The organism is Iningainema tapete BLCC-T55 (genome assembly GCF_014698965.1).
Classification (GTDB): Bacteria; Cyanobacteriota; Cyanobacteriia; order Cyanobacteriales; family Nostocaceae; genus Iningainema; species Iningainema tapete.
This window is the reverse complement of sequence record NZ_JACXAE010000013.1, coordinates 19,487-41,309: the sequence shown is the minus strand read 5'-3', so window position 1 is coordinate 41,309 and position 21,823 is coordinate 19,487. Positions and strand designations below refer to the sequence as shown.

Genomic DNA, 21,823 nt, shown 5'->3' with positions numbered 1-21,823 from the left:
AATTCCCATAAATAGCTTAAAGTATGGGAATTTATAAAGTAAAGTCGATGACAAGTCGATGAGTAATCGATAATCTCCAGTTCCAACTCAAGCAAGGTGACGATTTGATTGAAGTAGTGGTTTGTAGTAGTGCTGCTCAATTTTAAGCACTAAAGTGCTTACTACGAACTTCCTTCACCCATCAGAACTAATGAAACGAACCAGTAGGTATATTAACAAACATTTAGCAAAATACTTATGACTAAAAACTATGAATATAAAGTTGGAGGAAGTCTGGCGAATGATGCACCCAGTTATGTGGTGCGCCAAGCAGACTCTGACCTTTATCACGGACTGAAGGCTGGTGAATTTTGTTACGTCTTTAATTCCCGGCAGATGGGGAAGACTAGCCTGCAAGTCCGGATTATGAAAAGGCTGCAAGCAGAAGGAATTGCCTGTACTACGATTGATGTTTCTGGGCGAGGTAGCCAAGATATCAAGCCAGAGCAGTGGTATGGTGGTATTGTCTACACACTGGTAACAAATTTTAAGATTGCTAATCCCAGCGAGTTCCTGCGGAGTTGGTGGCGCGATCGCATCGATTTGTCACCTGTGCAGCGTTTGGGGGAATTTATAGAAGAGGTGCTGCTAGTAGCAGTGCAAACAAACATAGTCATTTTTATCGATGAAATCGATAGCATTCTCAGCTTAAACTTCCCCAGTGATGATTTCTTTGCTTTTATCAGAAGCTGTTATGAACAACGCACCCGCAACAGCAAATACAATCGTCTTACTTTTGCTTTAGTTGGGGTTGCCACTCCCTCGGATTTAATTGCCGACAAAACGCGCACACCGTTTAATATTGGTAAAGCAATTCAACTAAAGGGCTTTCAGATACATGAAGTAGAACCTTTGTCAAGAGGTTTAGAGGGAAAAGTAGACGACCCCCAAGCTGTGATCAAAGAGGTATTGGCTTGGACTGGTGGGCAGCCGTTTCTCACACAAAAGCTGTGTCAAATCATAGGGAGTAGGGAGTGGGGAGATGAGGAGAACTCCCAATCCAAAATCCAAAATCCAAAATCCAAAATCCAAAATCAAAGAGTTGGTGCGATCGCACATCATCGAAAATTGGGAAGGACAGGATGAACCGCCACATTTGAAGACGATACGCGATCGCATTCTCATGAGAGAACGACGTGCTAGTGTGCTGCTAGGGCTGTATCAGCAAATTTTGCGCTCCTCCCAAGAGGCGATCGTCGCCGATGACAGTCCAGAACAAATAGAATTGCGGCTGAGTGGATTGGTGGTAGAACAGCAGGGTGCGTTAAGAGTTTATAATCGCATTTATCAGACAGTTTTTAATTTAAATTGGGTAGAGAAAGAATTAGCTAATCTACGACCCTATGCTGAGGTTTTCACAGCTTGGGTAGCTTCCAACTATCGAGATGAGTCGCGGCTATTACGTGGGCAAGCCTTGCAGGATGCTCTAAAATGGGCTGCGGGTAAAAGCTTGAGCAATGTAGATTATCAGTTTTTAGCTGCCAGCCAAGAATTAAATCAAAGAGAAATTGAAAATGCTTTAGCAGTCCAAGAAGAAGAGAGTCGGATATTAGCTCAAGCAAACGAGACATTAACCAAAGCGCAACGAAAAGCCAAACGGCAGATACGTCTTGGGGTTACTATTGGGGGTACGATACTGGCATTGTCCATAATAGTGGCAATAATCGCAGGGGTAGTGGCAGGTAATGCAACTCAACAAGCATGGGAAGCACAAGAAAGTACTAAACTGGAGGTGGCAGGAGTCAGTGCTTTACAGCAGTTTGAGTCTCAAAAAATAGAAGCATTACTGTCGGCTATGGATGCGGGACAAAGGTTAAAAGAACTGGTTAAAGACGGACGCCCCTTAGAAAAATATCCAACCGCCAGCCCCATCCTGGCTTTACAAACAATTCTCGATCATATTTGGGAGAAGACTCAACTCACTGGGCATCAGGGTTCAGTCAACAGTGCCAGTTTTAGCCCGGATGGACAGCGCATCCTCACCGCATCATACGACAAAACCGCTCGGGTGTGGCGGGTTGAAGGATTAGATCAACTGTTAACGCGGGGTTGCGATTGGCTGAAAGATTACTTTGTCACCCATCACGAAGCACGGGAAAAACTTAAGGTGTGTCAGAAAAGGTAAGTGGGGAATTAGGTGAAAAGCTAGTAAGGAGTTTCCTGTTTATGAAAAAGCAGCTTGGATTTCATCACGATGCGCTTCGTAAAGACTTTGCCCTGATTGTTTCATCTCCTCAATAGGGGTGTGAGACACTACCACTTCAGATGTTTTGCTTACCAAAATTTCTCCTACCTGCCCCACAGATCCAATCAAGGGATAAGTTAGGATTACAGGGACTTCCCAGACATCATTTGTTGCGCTTATCTTTGCTTGATCTGCCGTGAAGCGATCGCCTAAGATATCGCTGAGAAAAACATTAGCTGCTGCTTGTGCTTGCAAAGCTGTTACTTGAGGTGCTACTTTCATCTAATTTTTGTTTTTCTTCTAATTTTAAGGTTTGAGACGAAATCCCAGGTAATGGGGAAGATTACGGTAGGTAGGATTATTTCCTTGATTACCTGATTTAGGTAGGATAAGATTCCCGCGTTGGGAATTGTACAGGTAAGTTGAACCACCGCCATCAATGGTGATAATATCTCCTTTTACGCCTGATTTACGTAATAAATTAGCGGCTTCATCTAGTGTTGCTTGATTCACTGTCACAATTAACAGTAGCTCATCACCGGGGATACCATCTTTATTTAATGTACCGACAACATGATACTTATTTGCTGGATTTTTGCCTATTATTTTAGCCGGATGATCAGTATACTGATACGTGACGATCGCATTTTGAACGCTTTTTGAATTCAAAGACGCACCAGTAGCTGGGTTGTAATTAAAAATGTAGGCTTTTTGATCGTCCCAAACTAAAGCTTTCAAACGAATGTTAGCATAACGTGGATCTTTTGGTTGGCGAATCGGTCCATAAGGGCTATTTCCTCCAGTGATAACTTTACCATTAAGTTTCACGGGGAATGAAAGTTGTGAACTAGATTTGAATTGCTCAAAAAAAGCACAGTTAATCACAGAAAAAACTGCATTGCCGTACAGCTTTTTATATCTGTCAGTTACTTCACTAAACAGTTTGCTTTGAAAAAAAGGGCTGTCATACTTACCTTCCCCTTGATAATATTTTCCCTCCCCTTTACCTTGATTATCTACTTCTCCAATCAATTGGTCTATTTGCATTTTGCGTAAATCAATCACTTGCAAATAAGCTAAGTTACCGTTTGTTAATTTTTAGACATTACAAATTTGTCGCCATTCTATAAAAAATAGCGAGATCTATACTTAAATCGATTTTCATTTGTTATGCCCTAGATTCACCCACTAATCGGGAATTATTTTCTTTTAAGGCATTTTCTAGGGCTTCTACTCGTTGTTTTAAATCTACTAGATCCACTTTCTCGGTTTCATCAATGTAATCTTCGATCATCCGCAAGATCACATCAGTGATTTTTTTCCCTTCCTGTTCAACCTTACTCGTGAATTTACTTTTCACTCCTGGGTCTATTTGGATCTGGATAAAAGTTCTTTCTCTTTTTGCTGTCATATTCGATTGCAAATGCTGCTTATTCTCAAACTAGCAATCTCTGAAGGTAATGACAAGTGTAATGAATACCCTTGACTTTTTCATGAAAATACCGGTACAATAGAAAGGGAACACCAATGGCTCCCGACTAAAAATAGGAAGGCAATCGCCAATCTAGCCAGAAGTCGCGATCGCCCCCAACGTCAACCCTAATCAAGGGCAAATAAAGGCTCACCAATTCTCAATAAAGGTTTACCAGTAAAGGCGTACCAATACTTAATAAAGGCTCACCAATTATATGATGACACAAGAACAAGCAATTGCATACAACGAGCAAATAATCGCCCAGTCAGAGTTGGAGCAGTACGTTAGCCAACCAGCAGCGGTGCAACTGAGCAGTAACTTAACACTAGAGTCAGCTACTAGCAGTATCCTGTATCATGCATTCTTCTTGGCGTCAGAGAAAAAGCGATCGCCAAAAGAGTACAAAAAGCTGCTTCAAGAACAAGGTTGGAAAGGCGAAGAAAAAAAGTATCTCAAAGTGGCACAGGCATTTGCGAAGTTTTCGCCCGAAGACTTAGCTCAAATTGAACCAGCAACTATATTCCGACTAGCAAACAATTCCAAGAAATACAAACCAGTAATTGAAGCCCTGCTCGACTTGCCAGAAATCACTCAAGCAGCAGTAAGAGAATTAATCCAACAACAGCGCCAGCCGAAGGAACCTGCTTCAGAACCGCTTAGTATTTGGCGGCGTGCAGTTGATGGTAGGCGCTACTGCCAAATCCCACCCATTCACGAAGAGGATGAGCAAACTGGCACTATCCTACAAAGGGCAATAGATTTTCTGGGATTACTACCACAAGCAATCGTCAGAGAAGCTATGGAGTTGTGGCAGGCGTATCATGAAGGGCGGTTAGTGGCAGTTGAGAACGTTCCCTCGCCTGTTGAAGAAATTTCCACCGAAGATGTGGAGCCACAAGCAAAGGAAGATTTATCAAGTCATTCAGATAGCACAATGCCTCAACAGGCTCCTGATAGCATCTGCGCTCTGGTGAACGAAGATGCAGTTGAAGCTCAACCATCTTTTGACAACTTACCTGATAGCTGTAGTGAAGATGTGGAACAAAAATCAGATGACGACTATGAGGATGATGCGATGAAGGCAAAATTATCCGAGTCTACAGACTTGAAAGAGTCTGACGTAACTGAGCGATCGCTTGAAGTTGCTCCTCTCCAGTTGCTTGCGCCTGTGCCAAAGCTTCTCCTATTCCTTGTAACTTGTGCCTTAGCCCATCAAGAGAATCCTGAATTGGTTGTAGCATTTCTTGATAAAGATTTACTCCACCCCAAGATTCAGCAATTGCTTTGCGTAATGACAGCAAGTTTTGCTCCATAGTTTGTAATTCTTGACGTTTCAGAGACTGCTGTTGAGTTTGAGCGTTAATACTTTCCTGTGTTTGCTCAATTTTGCTTTGGATCTGCTCAATTTCACTTTCCAAGTTTTGCAGTACTTGTGATTGTTGTTGTCGCTGTGTTTCAATTTGTGCAAGTATTGGTTTTAGGTCAATTTTTTGCGCCTCTTGCCCATTACTAGGCATTCCTTGTCGTCGTAACAAAGCTGCTTGGTGTTTTTGGAGAACTTCCTGCTTTTCTACCAAGCTACGTCGTTGTCCTACTAAAGTTTCGTTCAACATTTGGTAGAGATCTTTTTCATCAGCTAGTTCTTCTTCTAATGCCGCAAGTTCTAAAACAGATGCTTGATTTAACTTATTTTGTAGTTCTTCTATAGCTTGTTGTTTGTATTGTAGTTCTTGTTCTTGTTCGTCAACAAAACTAGAGTCTACCTTTAACTTTTCTGTAATTTCTTGCACTATTTTTTGCAGTGCTTCATCAGATAAGTTCTGTAAAGATTCTTCTTCAAGCGGCGAGTCAACTACATGACTAGATAACTCATGAATTTGTTGATATAACTCTTTTTTATGTTGTAAATTAAGAGTCAGAGTTTGTACAAATTCTTGCTTAGAGTTGAGATTAACCTGATGCGCAGCTAACTCTTCTTTGTGCTGCCAAAGAGAACTTTCGGCTTGTTCCCATTCATTTTGACGATCAAGTAAAACTTGCGCCAAGTGGTCAATTTCTACTTGTTGCTCGTTAACTACTATTCTTTGCTGCTCTAATTTTTGCCAGTGTGGGTTGAGAAGAGCTTGCTGACTCTCAACCATTTCAAAGGCAAAATTCAGGTGTTCCCTCGCTGCTTCTTGTGGCTGAGCAGTATCGCAGAGGCGATCGCATAACTCAGTTAATACCCGAATTTGTTCAGAATCCAGCGCCGCTGATGGTTGTTGTGCGCCATACTCTTCTAAACGACGCTGTTCACCTCGTAAATGCTCCCAAGCTCCTTCGAGTTCTTGGCGGTTCCGGGCAATTTCTTGTCGCAGTTGCTCAATTTCCTCACGGGATGTTTCTAGTTCCTGTTTTTGTCCTTCTAAGCGTTGAATCTCAACTTCTGTGTTTTGCAGTTGTTCTAAGCGAGCCTCAAAATCCATTTCACGGCGATTTAATTCTTGCGCTTGAAATGTTAAGGACTGCTTCCACTGATCAATTTCTTCTTCCTTGTGTTTAAATTTTTCCACCTGACGAGAAAAATTTTGCAACACGTTAACTAGTGGGCGACTAGCTTCTTGAATCCGTTGCACTTGACGGTTATTCATTTCCACTAATACTAGAACGCCATCATTTAATTTGTTGGCTTCCTCAGCGGCGACTGCTTCTTCCGATGCTGTACTCCAACTCTGATCTGTCCGTTGACAAGCCAGTAGTTTCAGTTCAGTTTTGGCACCACTACCTAGTAACCCACCTTTTTGCTTTTGTACTTCTGCTAAATACAGCACAACTTTAATCCTTATGAAGTACTTGTTCCCTATGTTTTAGGCTATACCTTAAATTAATTTGTTAGGTGGTTTTATTTTCTCTGATTTGAGAAAAAATAAAACCGACATAATTAGCTATACACGACTAAAGTCGTTTGTTGACTTATATAAAATCTAGTAATTGCATTCTTAATATTTTGTACAGTGTTTAGCTCTATTGCCTACCGTGTTATTACTTATTTGATAAAAGTATATTAAAAAAGTTTAAGATTTTTGTTTTTAGGTATCCTCTTATAGTGAGGTAGAGAGGTAAGAACGCAAAGAATGACAAATGAAGGCACAAAAATGGGCAAAATAAAGCCGTAGAGGAAAAAAGGACAGAAAAAATGATTATAAGGAGTTTGCTACGCTCTCATGCAAGGAAATTTGAATGAAATTGATATTCGTAGTATTCTACAGTTGATTGAATTGGGGCAGCGAACAGGGTTGCTGTTTGTTGAAGATTATGGCTACCCAAATTGCCCTGAATATGACTGGAAAAAACGGTCTTGGTATGTATTTTTTCTCAACGGTCAAATTATCTACGCTGCTAATGGTGATAGTAGTTTATCGCGGTTGGGCGATTACTTGCGTCATTACCAAATTAAGGTACAACTTGACGAGATGGAACTAGCGTCCATCGCATCACTGAACGCACCAGAGTATGGCTACTTGTGGACACTTCTATCACAAAATACTATCACCCCAAAACAAGCTCGTAGTATTATCCACGGAGTGGTACACGAAACCTTGTTTGACTTGTTGAGTTTACACAAAGGTAGCTTTATTTTTGAGTTAGGTTCGCCGCTTGCGCCACAATTAACTACCTTGGAGATTGCACCAATATTAACAAGAATTATTAAGCAAGTCCAAGAGTGGAAGCAACTGTATCCGTATATTCAATCTCCAGATCAATTTCCGGTGCTTGCCGATTTAGCTCAGCTACGCTCATCACTGCCAGTAGCAACGGTAAATAAGCTACAAAACTGGGCAAATGGTAAAACGTCACTGCGTCAACTAGCTCGTTATTTAAACCGTAATACTCTGACAGTGGGTAGAGCAATATACCCGTACATACAACAGGGTTGGATGCAACTAGTGTATTCTGTATCTAGTGAGAGTACAGATAAGCATTGGGGGTTAAATTCGGCGGGACAAAAAGCACGGATTGTGTGTATTGACGATGCGATGACTGTATGTGAGGTAGTAAAGACAATTTTACAACCCCAGGGCTTTGATGCGATCGCTTTCACCAATCCCCTAGAGGCGCTGAGTCTTGTGTTTCAACTCCAGCCAGATTTAATTTTGTGCGATATTGCCATGCCACAACTAGATGGTTATGAAATTTGCGCGATGCTCAGACATTCTACAGCATTTCGGTTGCTACCAATAATTATGCTGACTGGTCTAGATGGGTTTATCGATCAAGTTAAAGCCAAAATGGTAGGGGCTACAGACTATTTGACGAAACCGTTTGGAGACACTGAGTTACTTATGCTCGTAGAGAAGTATCTTCAGCCGAGTAACTCATAAAGTAACAAACAAGACACAAGACTTGTTAATTTGCTCAAATATGATGTAAAAAATATTATCACATAACCCATCAATCTCTGTAAAACATCCACAGGTAAATTAGTGAACAATAAAATTAATTTATACAAAAAATGCTGGTGGATAACCAGGGAATGTTCCAGATAGGGACGTCTACATCAGGAGGTAGATAAGCTTTTATGAGTACAGTTCTGATTGTGGAAGATAGTATCGCGCAGAGGGAGATGATTACAGACCTTCTTTTAGCCAGTGGCTTAACTGTCACTCATGCTAGTGATGGACTAGAAGCGTTGGAGGCAATTCAAACCACTTGTCCAGATTTAGTGGTACTAGATATTGTCATGCCCCGGATGAACGGCTACGAAGTTTGCCGGAGATTAAAGTCCGATCCAAAAACCCAAAATGTTCCCGTAGTCATGTGTTCTTCCAAAGGTGAAGAATTTGATCGCTACTGGGGGATGAAGCAAGGTGCAGACGCTTACATAGCCAAACCGTTTCAACCTACCGAGTTGGTGGGAACCGTTAAACAACTGTTGCGGGGATAAGGAAGTATAAGCAGATGGTTAGTAAACCAGACTTTTTCGGAGGCAGTGGACAAGATCACTTTCGTCCTGAATTTCAAGTAGAAAGTCCTGAAGGTGAGTTGTATCTAAGGTTTTACATTCCCGGACATCAGGAGTTTGCACTACTAGCGACAGGTATTCGAGAAGTAATCGAACTTAGTCCCGATAAAATTACCCCGATACCTAATGCTTCTCCATTGCTTTTGGGTACTCTAAATCTACGAGGTCGAGTTATTTGGGTGGCAGATTTGGGTCAATTTTTAGGAGAAGCAACGGCATTAAACACAGATCGAGCAGAAATTCAAGTGATTGCAATTGAAGAACAAGACACGATTGTCGGTTTGGCTGTAGAGGAAATCGGCGGTATGGACTGGCTAGATGTACAGTATCTAAAAGCACCAACAAATGTGCCGGATACTATGGCTCCCTATTTACGGGGGGAGTGGTTATTGGATGCACACAGTAATCACTGTCTGCGACTGCTCGATCAGACAGCAATTTTGCGAAGTGCGCGGTGGGCAGGATAAATAGGGAGGCAATAAATGGCAGCTAGTATAGATGATTACGAGCAAATATATCAGCAGGCGTATAAAGCCTATGTTCAAAGGAACTATGAACAGGCGGCAACATTAATTGATCAAGTAGTGCATAAAGTACCAGATGACCCTAACACTCATTTGTTACGGGGTCATGTTTACTATGTTTTGCAACAATACGATGTAGCAAAAGAAGAATATCTTCAGGTATTAGCATTAACTAATGAGCAAGAGATTATTGATTTTGCTAACAATGGTTTAGAAAATATTAGTCAATACCAACAGCAATCAGAACAGGATGCTCAAGCAGAACCTGAACAAAACAGTTTACACTCAGAGCAAATTTTTACAGATGAAGAATTAGAAAATTTAGGAGATAATCTGCATGATTTATCATTCAACAGCACAAGTTTTAATCTCGACTCATTGAGTAATATTCAAGTTACAGATGTTGACTCATCTTCCAGCAATCCCTTTGACTTATCTCTAGACCTTACTCCCCTTGATTCAACATCGAATCAAGGTACAGCCGCAAATGAAAATCCTTTTGCCAATCAAGATTTAGAAGAAAAACTAACTAATAGTGGAGAGGCTCAATCAGAATTAGAATTACCTGCTTTCTGGCAGAAAAATTTTACATCAGAACAGACAAATGGTACTGCGCACAAAAAAAACTCTCTCGCAGAAAATTTGAGCCAACCATTCTCTCAAGTTCCTCCAATAATTAAAGAGGGTGAAAATTCTACCAACTTTATTAATGATGATTTGAACTTACCTTCTTATTTAGAAGAAGATGAAACTCTGCTGTCTGGTGAAATTGTACCTATTCTAAATTCAACAAATAATCAGATAGCATACACAAATTTTGAAGATTTTTTACCTAAAGCCGAACCTAAACCACCAGAAAAATCTGAGCAGGAATCATTATCAACTAGTGATTTATCTGGAAAGGAAAAGCCGTTTCATTCTGTTAAGAATACATCTCAAAACAACTTTGATGATGACAGTTTTGACTTTGAAGCATTTGAGTCGGCTTTTGGTACAGAAGTCCCAGAAGAAGCCAATATACCGACAAATGGAATTGGCACAAGCAAAAACATAGAGTTTCTTGATGACTTTGAAGAATTTGACGATTTAGGAAATATTCCCGGATTTGACTTTACGAAAGATTCAACATTTAGTAAAGAGCCTGTACTTTCTCAGCCAATCAATAACGGTAGTGGTAACGGTATTGCACAAAGTAGTGTACCAAATACTGACACAGGTCGTGATGCCGAGCTATTTAGTATTACTGGTTCACAAGAAGCAGTTCCCGTCTTTACCCAAACAGATGTCACTTATGTTGAACCTCAAGTTAACGTTGAGCAAGGCTTTTTAGCACCATTGGAAAATGCCTCACTACAAACTAAGCAATGGTTTATTGCTGGTACTGTAGGGGTATCTTGCGCACTAGTTGTCGCCGCAGTCAGCTTTGCTGCTGCTAACTTAGGCGCTCCCCAACAAAGAGAATCGCTCCGAAATACTGGTTGGGCAATGACACTAACTGCTGGAATTGTCGGGTTTGCGACAACGGGTTTGATGGGTAACTTGACAATGAGGCAAATTCGCCGCACAACTAGAGACTTGCAAACTCAATTTGATGCTGTGCGTCAAGGTAATCTTAATGTCCAAGCTACAGTATATTCGGAGGATGAACTTGGGCAGTTAGCCACGGGCTTTAATGAAATGGCTCAGGTAATTTTTACAACTACGAATGAAGCTACACGTAAAGCGCAAGAACAAGAAGAAGCGAAGGAAAATCTACAACGTCAAGTGATTCGGCTGCTCGATGATGTAGAAGGTGCTGCCAGGGGAGATTTGACGGTACAAGCAGAGGTGACAGCCGATGTACTCGGTGCTGTAGCTGATGCTTTTAACCTGACAATTCAAAACTTGCGGGATATTGTGCAACAGGTGAAAGTCGCCGCACGAGAAGTGACAAAAGGAGCAACTAATTCCGAAACTTTTGCCAGAGCATTATCTAGTGATGCTTTGCGACAAGCAGAAGAGTTGGCTGTTACTTTGAATTCTGTACAGGTGATGACTGACTCCATCCAACGAGTAGCAGAAGCAGCACGAGAAGCAGAAACTGTTGCGCGTGACGCTAGTGCGATCGCTCTTAAAGGTGGAGAAGCAGTAGAAAATACTGTAGCGGGAATTTTAGAAATTCGCGAAACGGTGGCAGAAACAACCCGCAAGGTGAAACGACTGGCGGAATCATCCCAAGAAATTTCTAAAATTGTGGCTTTGATTTCCCAGATTGCTTCGCGCACAAATTTACTTGCACTCAATGCTAGTATTGAGGCAGCAAGGGCAGGAGAAGCTGGAAGAGGTTTTGCGATTGTCGCAGATGAAGTACGTCAGTTAGCTGATAAGTCAGCTAAGTCGTTGAAGGAAATTGAACAAATTGTCATGCAAATTCAGAGCGAAACAGGCTCTGTAATGACGGCTATGGAGGAAGGTACACAACAAGTTATCCAAGGTACAAAATTGGCAGAAGAAGCCAAGCGATCGCTCGAAAATATTATTCAAGTTGCCAATCGCATTGACATCTTGGTTCGCTCAATTACTACTGATACAGTCGAACAAACCGAAACTTCCCGCGCTGTTGCTGGTGTAATGCAATCCGTCGAGTTAACAGCGCAAGAAACATCTCAAGAAGCTCAACGTGTTTCTGGTGCCCTACAACACCTAGTAGGTGTATCCCGTGACTTAATTAGTTCCGTTGAACGTTTTCGTGTAGAAACTGCTGAAACTAGATAAAAACCATGAATTATGAATTATGAATTATGAAATGAAACAAACTTCTTTCATAATTCTTTGTTCAAAATTCATTTAAAAATTCATTTAACATTCTTTAGACATGCTGCCAGAACAACAACAGCGCATTTTGGGTTACTTCATTGAGGAAGCACTCGATCACCTAAATACAATCGAGCAGGGTTTGCTGAATCTCCAAAGTACCCTGAACGACTCGGAGATGATTAACGAAGTTTTCCGGGCGGCTCACTCCATTAAAGGTGGAGCGGCAATGCTAGGTCTGAGTAGTATACAGCGCACCGCTCATCGTTTAGAAGATTGTTTTAAGGACTTGAAGGAACATCCAGTCCAAGTAGACCAAAAGTTAGAATCTTTGTTCCTGGGTGTATCTGATACTTTAAAAGCGCTGTTGGAACAATTGCAAAGTCCATACGGGCTTTCTGAAGAAGCAGCTAATACTTTGATGTCAGAAGCAGAACCTGTCTTTACATGGCTACACGAACATTTAGAGTTACTAATCAAACAAAAAAATAATGGCGTAGCAACTAATACACCTACTGTAGTCATTTCTGTGCCACCAACAATAGTAGTCAAGGAAAGCGATAGTAAACAGGAAATTCAAAATCAAGTAATCCAAATACTACGGGAGATGTTGCAACTATTTAAACAGACAGCAACATCCGAAAATCGGCATAACCTTCAAGAATGCTGTCACCAATTAGCGCAAATTGGTGAGAACTTAAATTGGTTGCAGTGGTGTAATTTGTGTCGCCAAGCAGCAAGTGCAATCAAAAATCCGAATAACACTTATTTAAATTTAGCAAAAATCGTTATTACCGACATTAGACAAGGTTTGGAATTAGTTTTAATCGGCAAGGAAGCCGAAATCACTACTAGTGAACAACTAGAAGCGCTCATTGGCTTCCATGATATTGAATTTATAGAAATACCTCTTGAGGAAGATGAATCTTTAGAAAATAGTACAATTACCGTTCTTGATAGCAGTGACGAATTTCCATCGACGACAAATGTGGTGGCTGAATTTACTGCTGACATTCAACCACAAGATTGTATCACTTCTTTATTAGAATTAGAAATACCTGACCAAGTTAAAAATCACAGTGATGACAATTCTATTCTGAATTCAAACTTAGGATTTAAATCTCAATCTGAGCCTAATGGTCCAGTAGTAGGCATAGCAGAGTTAACAGAACTAGATGATTTATTTAAAGACGATACTACTGATTTAGATGATGGAATATGGGTTGAAGAGGAAATTTCTGCTCTCTTAATTACTACAGGGACTGAGCAGGTAAATAATAGTAAGGAAGATGTTGATACCATTGACTTTTTCTTAGAAGAAAATCATCAGCAAAATCAAATTAATACAGATGAACAAACTTTAGTACAGTTATTTGGTAAGGAGTTTTTAGAAGAAGATAATAAAGATTCACAAAGTCAAGAAGACCCACTTTTTATTCTTGAATTCAGTAGTGATGATGTAGAGACAAATATAACAGCAGTTGGTGATACACAAATACAACCTACAAGTGAGATCACTCGTAATGTATCCACAGATAATATATTATCAACTAAATCAGAGGTGATTCCACATGCTGACGAAATTTTGTCGCTAGATGATTTGTTTGCCTCTGTTGAAGAAGAAACTAGTTCAACTCCACATCCAGACAAGTCAAGCAGTGATTTAGTGCTTACACCTCCTGTATACGATCTAAATAATTTTTGGGAACAAGAGGAAGAAAATAATCCTAACGAAGAAAGTGCTGCAGTTGCTTTACAAGAAATATTACTAGCTACTACAGGTAGTGAAGATATTTTTGAAACGAGTTCACTAATTGATGTTGATGATTTCTTTGCCGAATTTAGTTCAACAGACGACAATAGTGAAGTATCTGCCGCTACATTACCGCCAGAAGCAGTTGAATTGACACCAAATTTTACTACGTCTACAGAAACGGTTGTACAAGAATTACCTTCGGAAAACGAAATTGATTGGTTTAACTCGGTTCAGCCTGAAAGTATAGATCATCCTTTTACAGTCCAACAACAGAATTTAGGCGATGATGATTTACTGGATATTGACACATTAGTAGATTTTGATTTTGCTGATCCTGAGTTTTTCATCCAAACAGAAGTAACAGAAGTTGTAGACATTGAGAATATTTCTAATTTAGAAGAAGAGAATTTAGCAAATTTTCTCCTAGAACCACAACTAGCAGAGGGAATAGAGGAACCTGCGCTGTTATCTTTTCCACAGGAAGAAGCTCAACAAAAAGAACTAGAGGAAGTAGAAGACGATATATCTATTGCTGATGAGTTTGCTCTGTTAGATCATTTACTAGGTGAACAAGTAGCATCAGGGACAAGTAATATCTCTTTACCACAACAAGAAATCTCTGCTCTAGAAGAGTTGCTAAACTCTGTACCAAAAGAAGTTGTCAAAGATACAGTTTTAGTCAACTTTGAAGAACACTTCCAAGAATTAGAGCAGATGGTGAAAGGAGATTTACCTTTGCGCCCATCTGTTAGCCGCGCTCCTAGATTTGAACAACTAATGAAGGTTCCAGTTAAACATCTGGATGACTTAAGTAATTTGGTTGGGGAGTTGGTAGTAAATCGTAATACTTTAGAACAGGATCAAGAGCGTCTGCGACAATCTTTAGATAATTTGCTGATTCAAGTACAACAGTTGTCGGATGTGGGAGCAAGGATGCAAGAATTGTATGAGCGATCGCTACTAGAAGCTTCTTTGTTAGCAAGCCGCAAAAACAACGGTAATTCTAATCTAAACACAGATCGAGGTTTTTCGGAATTAGAAATGGATCGGTTTACACCTTTCCATAGCTTGTCTGGGGAAATGATTGAACTAATTGTGCGGGTGCGGGAGTCAGCCAGTGACATTGATTTTGTCACGGAAGAAACTGAGCGAGTCGCAAGGCAATTTCGCCAGGTAACTACTCAGCTACAAGAAGGAATCACACGCAGTCGCATGGAGGCTTTTGGCGAAATTACTACTCCTCTGGAGCGAGGAGTGCGTGAAAACGCAATCAAATACGAAAAACAAGCGCAACTGGTGATTGAAGGACGAGATACTTTGATTGATAAGATGATTCTAGAGCATCTTAAAAGTCCAATGACACATTTGCTCAATAATGCGATCGCTCATGGAATTGAAACATCACAACAGCGAGAAGCCGTAGGTAAAAAACCTGTGGGAGTCATCACAGTTCGCGCCTTTCATCAAGGAAACCAAACTATTATCTCCGTTAGTGATGATGGCGCAGGTATTGATATAGAACGGGTGAAAGCAAAAGCACTTCATATCGGTTTGATTACTCCACAGCAAGCCCAAAGCATGTCTCGTATTGATGTCTACGACTTACTTTTCCAACCCGGTTTCAGTACCAAAGATGAAGCCGATTTAATCGGTGGACGTGGTGTCGGAATGGACGTGGTGCGCACAAAAATCAGTGAAGTCCGAGGGACGATTACTACTGATTCTACCATAGGTAAGGGAACTACTTTCACAATTCGTTTGCCCTTAACTCTCAGTATTTGTAAAGCTTTGTGCTGTGTCTCTGATAAAGCCCGCATTGCTTTCCCTATGGATGGTGTAGAAGATACTCTAGATATACATGTAAAAAATGTTCAGCAAAATATTGATGGACAAAAATTTATTCAATGGCGTGATATTGCTTTGCCATTTAAACCATTAAAGGAGCTTTTAACTTTCAACCGTCAACTCAGTCGAGGCAATGTGTATGGTGGTAATCGCGACGATGATATGATTTCTGTTGTTGTGGTGCGATCGGCAAATACTATGATTGCCCTACAAATTGACCAAGTGCTCAGCGAGCAAGAAATTGTGATTAAGCAATTTGAAGGACCAGCTCCTAAACCAATTGGCGTAGCTGGTGCTACTGTATTAGGTGATGGTCGCATTATGCCTATTGCCGACGTATTGGAAATCATAGATATCTTCCAAGGACGAACCTCCACGCAACGTGGTGTTAGTCTTTGGGATCACAAGTCGAATGACGATGTATCAGAAGCTACTGTGATTAAGATCGATCCGACAGTGCTAATTGTTGATGACTCAATTACAGTTAGAGAATTGCTCTCTCTCACCTTTAATAAAGCAGGGTATCGCGTAGAACAAGCGCGAGATGGTCAAGAAGCTTGGGATAAGCTCCGTTCTGGTTTACCTTGCGACATCGTATTTTGTGACATTGAAATGCCCCGTTGCGATGGTTTGGAATTACTTTCTCGCATCCAAAAAGACACCAACCTCAACCATCTACCCATTGCCATGCTTACCTCAAGAGGTGCTGACAAACACAGACAAATGGCAATTCAACTCGGTGCTAGCGGTTACTTCACCAAACCCTATCTCGAAGAAGCACTTCTCGAAGCAGCATCTCGAATGCTCAAAGGCGAGAAACTAGTTGTTCCCATCCCTGAAAAGGATTAATCAAAATATTCCGGTATAATAAATACCTTTATGGGAACGGCTTGTGCGAAGAGATGCCATTTTTTATACCATTTTTAAGCGATCGCCCTGGTTGCTGTTTGAGTTGGTAGAACAACCACCAACAGAAGCCAGGAATTACCGCTTTGAATCGGTGGAGGTGAAAGAACCAACTTTTAGAATTGATGGCGTGTTTTTGCCTCCGCCTGATGCGACGCAAAGAACCGTCTTTTTTGCCGAAGTTCAATTTCAGAACGATGAATTACTGTACCATCGCTTCTTCGCGGAATCGCTTCTGTATGTGTATCGCAATCCATCACTTTATGATGATTGGTACGGAGTGGTAATTTTCCCCAATCGTAGTTTAGAACCAGAAAACACCAACATACATCGCTCACTACTCAACGGTGAGCAAGTACGACGGATTTACCTTGATGAGTTGGGTAGCCCAGATGAACAACCTGTAGGCATCAGCTTGATGCAGTTGACTACTGCCACTGAAGCACAAATGGTCGAACGGGCAAAACAGTTAATTGAGCGGGTGCAATCAGAACAGACAGGCACTCTAGCCAAGGATGACATAATAGATGTAATTACAACAATTGTTGTGTACAAGTTTGCGCAATTGAGTCGTGAAGAGGTGGAAGCAATGTTAGGAGTCAAATTAGAAGAAACTAAAGTTTATCAAGAAGCGGAAGCGAAAGGTCGAGTCAAAGGTCGCGAAGAAGGTCGTGAAGAACTAAAGCTGGAACTTGTACCTCGGATGTTGGCGCGTGGTATGACACAGCAAGAGGTGGCTGATTTACTTGGCTTGGCGATCGCACAAGTTGAACAAGCTGCCCAATCATAAACGTTTTACGTGATCAAAAAACCGTTTTCCACTGAAATTCATCATCAGCATAGGAAATCTGAAAATGTTCGGTTAAAATTTTCCGAATCAGTTTTACTCTGCTTTGAATTGTAAAACTTGAACGATTTCCTAGCGCCATTAACTCAAATGCTTTCACGATCTCGTCGGTTTCTCTTAATTTTATTGACAACTATTCTCATCTGTAAGTTATTGCAGGTTCCTGCTGTTGCAGCTCATCCCATCACCCCATCAAACGAGTACCATGTACAGAGACGATTATCATCTCCAACTATGACGAACTCAAAACGCTTAACTTACCCAACAAGCCGTAAAAGCGATCAAGTCGATAACTACCACGGTACTCAAGTAGCTGATCCTTACCGCTACTTAGAAGATCCTGACTCAGCCGAAACTAAAGCTTGGGTTGAGGCGCAAAACAAAGTTACCTTTGGTTATCTTAACGAAATTCCCGCTCGAGAAAAAATCAAGCAGCGTCTTACCCAAGTTTGGAACTATGAAAAATACAGTCTTCCGTTTAAAGAAGGCGCGAACTACTTCTACTTTAAAAACGATGGCTTGCAAAACCAATCTGTCTTATACACTTTAACCTCCCTCGACGCTGAACCAAAAGTTTTAATTGACCCCAACAAACTTTCCGAAGATGGTACTATCGCCCTTGCGGGATTATCCATCAGCGAAAATGGTAAGCTTTTAGCGTATGGTTTATCCACCTCTGGTTCTGATTGGCAAGAGTGGAAAGTCAGGGATGTGGAAACTGGTAAAGATTTACAAGACCATTTAAAGTGGATAAAATTTTCTGGCGCATCATGGACACACGATCATAAAGGATTCTTTTACAGTCGCTACGATGAACCCAAGGAAAAAGGCAAATTAGAAGATGTCAATTACTACCAGAAATTATACTATCACAGATTAGGCACACCCCAATCAGAAGACATACTAATTTACCAACGTTCCGATCAAAAAGAATGGGGATTTAGTGGTGATGTTACAGAAGATGGACGTTACTTGATTATTTCAGTTTGGTTGGGAACCGATCCAAAGAATTTAGTTTTCTATAAAGATTTAACGAATCCTAAAGCAGAAGTAGTAGAACTGATTAACAAATTTGAAGCAGATTACAGCTTTATTGACAATATTGATAGCATCTTCTATTTCCGCACTGATTTAAATGCATCAAGAGGACGAGTCATAGCCATTGATACCAAAAATTCCTCTACAGGGGGAGCGCAAGAAATTATTCCTCAAGCAGCGGAAACATTAGAAAGTGTCGGCATACTTAATAACCAGTTTGTCGCTGATTATCTCAAAGATGCTCGTAGCCAAATTAAAATTTTTGACCTCAAAGGTAACTTTGTGCGCGAGGTTGAATTACCAGGAATTGGTTCTGTAAGTGGGTTTAATGGTAAGCGCAATGACACAGAAACTTTTTATAGTTTCACTAGCTTTACTACTCCAGGAACTATCTATCGGTATGACATGGTGAGTGGAAAAAGTCAAGTGTTTCGTCAGCCTAAAGTAGATTTTAACCCGGCTGAATATGAAACAAAACAAGTTTTTTACCGCAGCAAAGATGGTACACAAGTGCCAATATTTATTACTCACAAAAAGGGAATTAAACTAGATGGGAATAATCCTACATACCTCTATGGTTATGGAGGTTTTAATGTCTCTCTAACGCCATTCTTTTCTGTTAGCAACTTGATTTGGATGGAGATGGGTGGTGTTACTGCTATAGCTAACCTACGCGGTGGTGGAGAGTATGGGGAAGAATGGCATCAAGCGGGAATGAAGCTGAAAAAGCAGAATGTATTTGATGACTTTATTGCGGCGGCTGAATGGCTGATTGCGAATAAGTATACAAAATCTGCTAAATTGGCGATCGGTGGTGGAAGTAACGGTGGATTGCTGGTAGGTGCTTGCATGACTCAGCGCCCCGATTTATTTGGTGCAGCGTTGCCAGATGTGGGCGTAATGGATATGTTGCGCTTCCACAAATTTACTATTGGTTGGGCTTGGATTTCTGAATATGGTACACCAGAAAATTTAGAGGAGTTCAAGGCACTTTATGCCTATTCGCCACTGCACAACCTCAAAGCGGGTACAGCTTATCCAGCAACAATGATTACTACAGCCGATCATGACGATCGCGTTGTTCCGGCACATAGTTTCAAATTTGCTGCTACTTTGCAAGCCGCTCATGCAGGTGATGCACCAGTGCTAATTAGAATTCAGACTAAGGCAGGACACGGTGCGGGTAAGCCAACAACTAAGATTATCGAGGAAGCTGCTGATAAGTGGGCTTTCTTGGTAAGGACTTTAGATGTGATTTAGCCTCACGCAAAGACGCAAAGGCGCGAAGAGAACTACTTTGCGTTTTTGCAAAGGACTGGTAGTAATCATTAAAGTTGCTTCCTCCATTGATCCAGCCCTACTAGGAGGACATCATCTAGCCAAGGCATAAACCTTTGAACAACTGTATCTTCTTGCTCGTTAGATGAAAATTGAAAAACTTCACTACACAAAACACGCGGAATTTCAGAGGTAACTTCTTGCTCGTCAGTTCTATCCCGGTACTCAATAAAGGCAGATGCTGCCATAATGCCAAGAAATTCAAAACCTAGCGCGTGGAATGAGAGGATAATCTCAGTTTGCCTATCCTCTTTAATTTTTAGTTTGACCCATGAACGGTAAGTTCTTGTATCTGCATAATATTCCAATGATCTTGCAGTTTGAATAATCTGCTGCCTAAACCAATAATCGTTGCTTTTGTCACTTCGTTTCACATCAGAAAAGTAACTTTCCTCTAGTTCATTCAATTCATTGTTTAGCGTCAGAGCAACTGCTCCAAACTTTTCCTCGGCAATGTCTTCTAGTTTTTCAGCAAGTGCAAACGCCTGGATTTGCATTTGCTGAATTTGTTTTTCTTTCCTGGCTTTTAAGCGCTCTATCCCCGCTGAAATTACTTGTTTAAGTGGCTTATGGTCGTTGAGAACATTTTCCGAAAGACTTAGAGCTTTGACAAATGCTTTTTTTTGAATTTTGGCAAATAAATTAACTAAAGAAGCTAAATCTCCCTTGTCAGCATCTTGTAGCGCATCAATATATTCATTCCGCAAGTCACGGTTAATGACAAGAGGAAACCAACCTGCTCTAAGAAAAATCAGTGAAGCTAATGCACGCGCCACTCTACCATTACCATCTTGAAAAGGGTGAATTTGGGCAAATCGATGATGTAACCAAGCAGCTTCTATTTCCGGTGGAACACATGCGTTTATATGCTCTAAATGCATAGAGACTAAACGTTCCATTTCAGATTGAACTTGTAGGGGAGGACAATACTCATGGATTGTTCCATCTCTTTGAGTTGGATTGTTAGGATTTTGCTTCCACTGCCCGTGTAACAAAGGAACCTGTACTTTATGACCAAAAGCATCAACAGCATCAACTATTTCTTGATGCCTTGTAAAAACTTGGTGTAGTTCTCTAAGATAAAACAATGAAAGTTCCCGTTTATGAGCTACGAAACTAAATAATCCTTCTAGGGCTTCAAGTTGATCAATTAAAACAGGAACTATAATCTCTGCTGGTTTATCAGTTGCTCCATGAGGTATCAAAGCTGTTTCAATTCCTTTCTCAATCAGTAGTTGTGTCGTACCTCTATCGATAGAATAAAGATTTTCAATTATTCCTGTTTCAATCGCCCACTCCCGACTTAGTTGCTCATTAAATTTCCTTACTGCATCTGACTCTTTCAGCTTCTTTGCCTGACTTTTCCAAATTGCAGCAAGACTTTCAAGTTCTGTGGCAACTAGTTCATTCCAATTTTTTGGCAAATCTTCAATGTACATTATGTATCTCAACCAAAGGCTCAATTTCTGATACAACCTGCTCAGGAGGACAGTATTGATGAGTAGTACCATCAGGACGCTGGGGATTATTTGACCTCGCTTTCCATTGTCCATGCATTAGAGGTACTTCAACAATATTTCCCAAAGAATCCTGCGCTCATGTAGTTACTTGATTCCTTGTTAAAATTTGATGTAATTGTCTAATGTAGAAAGCGGAAAGATTACTCTTATTTGTAACAAAACTAAATAATCCTTCAATATTTGCAGGAACACTTAATTCTGCTAATCGTGCTTTGGAGCTTGCAGTTGGCAGACTAAATTCAATACCTTGTTCAATGAAAATTTGTGTTGTACCTCTATCTGTCGAATAAAGATATTCAAGCATATCAACTTCAGAAAGCCACTCCTCCCGAAGGCTGCCTTTAAAATTCTCTAAAACACCAGAGCCTTGAAGCTGCTGTACCCGATTTTTCCATGCATTAATTAGTATAGCTAATTGAGGCGATCGCAAATCAGTCCAGTTGTATGGAAGGTCTTCGATGGGTTGCCACACATATGAAGTCATTATTACAAATCATCCCCCAGTTCTCGTAGGTAAGCAGGTTGGGGTACAAGTTGCCTCACAGTGTTGTGTCAG

16 protein-coding genes are annotated in these 21,823 nt (G+C 40.7%); 9 read left to right on the top strand and 7 right to left on the bottom strand.

What is annotated here, in order from left to right; genetic code table 11:
• Window positions 1–237: 237 nt before the first annotated feature.
• Window positions 238–1,125, top strand: a complete 888-nt coding sequence (locus tag ICL16_RS45230) for an AAA-like domain-containing protein (protein ID WP_238360566.1) — start codon at window positions 238–240, stop codon at window positions 1,123–1,125.
• Complete coding sequence (locus ICL16_RS45225) at window positions 1,022–2,164, top strand: WD40 repeat domain-containing protein (RefSeq protein ID WP_238360565.1); 1,143 nt, start codon at window positions 1,022–1,024, stop codon at window positions 2,162–2,164. The genes ICL16_RS45230 and ICL16_RS45225 overlap by 104 nt, the downstream gene beginning before the upstream one ends.
• Before the next feature lie 39 nt (window positions 2,165–2,203).
• On the opposite strand, the gene ICL16_RS02635 is transcribed toward ICL16_RS45225, so the two are convergent.
• The 4 genes from ICL16_RS02635 to hmpF all read right to left on the bottom strand — a co-directional run bounded on the left by ICL16_RS02635 (window position 2,204) and on the right by hmpF (window position 6,508).
• The gene (locus tag ICL16_RS02635; RefSeq protein ID WP_190825343.1) at window positions 2,204–2,506 is read right to left on the bottom strand and encodes a hypothetical protein; all 303 of its coding nucleotides are present in this window, start codon (window positions 2,504–2,506) and stop codon (window positions 2,204–2,206) included.
• 24 nt (window positions 2,507–2,530) lie between these two features.
• Complete coding sequence (locus tag ICL16_RS02630; RefSeq protein WP_190825342.1) at window positions 2,531–3,271, bottom strand: phosphodiester glycosidase family protein; 741 nt, start codon at window positions 3,269–3,271, stop codon at window positions 2,531–2,533.
• A 121-nt stretch (window positions 3,272–3,392) separates the two neighbouring features.
• The gene (locus tag ICL16_RS02625) at window positions 3,393–3,635 is read right to left on the bottom strand and encodes a hypothetical protein (RefSeq protein WP_190825341.1); all 243 of its coding nucleotides are present in this window, start codon (window positions 3,633–3,635) and stop codon (window positions 3,393–3,395) included.
• Window positions 3,636–4,795: 1,160 nt separating this feature from the next.
• Window positions 4,796–6,508 (bottom strand): pilus motility taxis protein HmpF, encoded by a 1,713-nt coding sequence (gene hmpF / locus ICL16_RS02615; protein WP_190825340.1) that lies wholly within the window; start codon window positions 6,506–6,508, stop codon window positions 4,796–4,798.
• Window positions 6,509–6,901: 393 nt separating this feature from the next.
• On the opposite strand from hmpF, the gene ICL16_RS02610 reads away from it, so the two are divergent.
• The 7 genes from ICL16_RS02610 (at window position 6,902) to ICL16_RS02580 (ending at window position 19,669) form a co-directional block, all read left to right on the top strand.
• Window positions 6,902–8,059 (top strand): response regulator, encoded by a 1,158-nt coding sequence (locus ICL16_RS02610; protein WP_190825339.1) that lies wholly within the window; start codon window positions 6,902–6,904, stop codon window positions 8,057–8,059.
• Window positions 8,060–8,256: 197 nt separating this feature from the next.
• On the top strand, window positions 8,257–8,622 hold the full coding sequence (locus ICL16_RS02605; RefSeq protein WP_190825338.1) for a response regulator transcription factor: 366 nt from the start codon (window positions 8,257–8,259) through the stop codon (window positions 8,620–8,622).
• Between the two features lie 14 nt (window positions 8,623–8,636).
• Complete coding sequence (locus ICL16_RS02600; protein ID WP_190825337.1) at window positions 8,637–9,167, top strand: chemotaxis protein CheW; 531 nt, start codon at window positions 8,637–8,639, stop codon at window positions 9,165–9,167.
• Between the two features lie 15 nt (window positions 9,168–9,182).
• Window positions 9,183–11,978 carry a methyl-accepting chemotaxis protein gene (locus ICL16_RS02595; RefSeq protein ID WP_190825336.1) on the top strand — a complete coding sequence of 932 codons (2,796 nt, stop codon included), beginning with the start codon at window positions 9,183–9,185 and terminating at the stop codon, window positions 11,976–11,978.
• A gap of 100 nt (window positions 11,979–12,078) precedes the next feature.
• Entirely contained in the window at window positions 12,079–16,467 is a 4,389-nt protein-coding gene (locus tag ICL16_RS02590; RefSeq protein ID WP_190825335.1) for a hybrid sensor histidine kinase/response regulator, read from the top strand.
• Window positions 16,468–16,510: 43 nt separating this feature from the next.
• Window positions 16,511–17,314, top strand: coding sequence for an Rpn family recombination-promoting nuclease/putative transposase (locus tag ICL16_RS02585; RefSeq protein WP_190825334.1), 804 nt, complete (start codon window positions 16,511–16,513; stop codon window positions 17,312–17,314).
• Window positions 17,315–17,605: 291 nt separating this feature from the next.
• Complete coding sequence (locus ICL16_RS02580; protein WP_190825578.1) at window positions 17,606–19,669, top strand: prolyl oligopeptidase family serine peptidase; 2,064 nt, start codon at window positions 17,606–17,608, stop codon at window positions 19,667–19,669.
• Window positions 19,670–19,737: 68 nt separating this feature from the next.
• Here ICL16_RS02580 and ICL16_RS02575 read toward each other — a convergent pair whose 3' ends face one another.
• Genes ICL16_RS02575 through ICL16_RS02570 form a run of 3 tightly spaced genes read right to left on the bottom strand, consistent with a single transcriptional unit; the run spans window position 19,738 to window position 21,751 of the window.
• Window positions 19,738–21,186 carry a Fic family protein gene (locus ICL16_RS02575; protein ID WP_190825333.1) on the bottom strand — a complete coding sequence of 483 codons (1,449 nt, stop codon included), beginning with the start codon at window positions 21,184–21,186 and terminating at the stop codon, window positions 19,738–19,740.
• A complete protein-coding gene (locus ICL16_RS45220; protein ID WP_238360564.1) occupies window positions 21,176–21,331 on the bottom strand; it encodes a hypothetical protein in 156 nt (51 codons plus the stop codon). The genes ICL16_RS02575 and ICL16_RS45220 overlap by 11 nt, the downstream gene beginning before the upstream one ends.
• Window positions 21,332–21,343: 12 nt before the next feature.
• Window positions 21,344–21,751, bottom strand: coding sequence for a hypothetical protein (locus tag ICL16_RS02570; RefSeq protein WP_190825332.1), 408 nt, complete (start codon window positions 21,749–21,751; stop codon window positions 21,344–21,346).
• Window positions 21,752–21,823: the final 72 nt, after the last annotated feature.